At 70.8% G+C, this 408-nt stretch carries 1 pseudogene; it reads right to left on the reverse strand.

The features are described 5' to 3' along the window. Positions 1-408, reverse strand: a pseudogene (locus JDV09_RS13850) (HNH endonuclease); the annotation flags it as partial.

The following is a 408-nucleotide window of genomic DNA, read 5'->3' on the forward strand; positions in this document are numbered from 1 at the left end:
TGTATTCGGCGGTGTGGCAGCCGTTGTGCTGGCTGGTGGTCACGGTCCAGCCGGGGGCTTCTTTGGTGTAGTTGCAGGCTTCGCAGTCGCCCAGGCCGTTGAGGGCGCTGGTCGCTCCGCCGTCGCGGGCCGGGGTGGCGTGGTCGTGGTGGCGGATCGGGGCGTCGCAGTAGGGGGTGCGGCAGCTTTGATCGCGCAGCCCGATGAACCGGGCCAGGCCGGTGGGGAAGATCCGGGCTTTGGATTCCATCGCCACCAGTTGGCCCGAGGTGGGGTGGCGGTAGAGGCGGCGCAGGGTAGCTTTGGTGTCGGCATCGGCCGCGGCGTCGCCGGTCAGTTGGCGCACCACGGCCGCGGGGACCGGCCCGAACCCGGACAGAAAGCCGGGGGCGTCGTCGTCGCCGAACA

Origin of the sequence: Mycolicibacterium xanthum, from assembly GCF_019710635.1 — a bacterium.
In the GTDB taxonomy this organism is placed as follows: domain Bacteria; phylum Actinomycetota; class Actinomycetes; order Mycobacteriales; family Mycobacteriaceae; genus Mycobacterium; species Mycobacterium xanthum.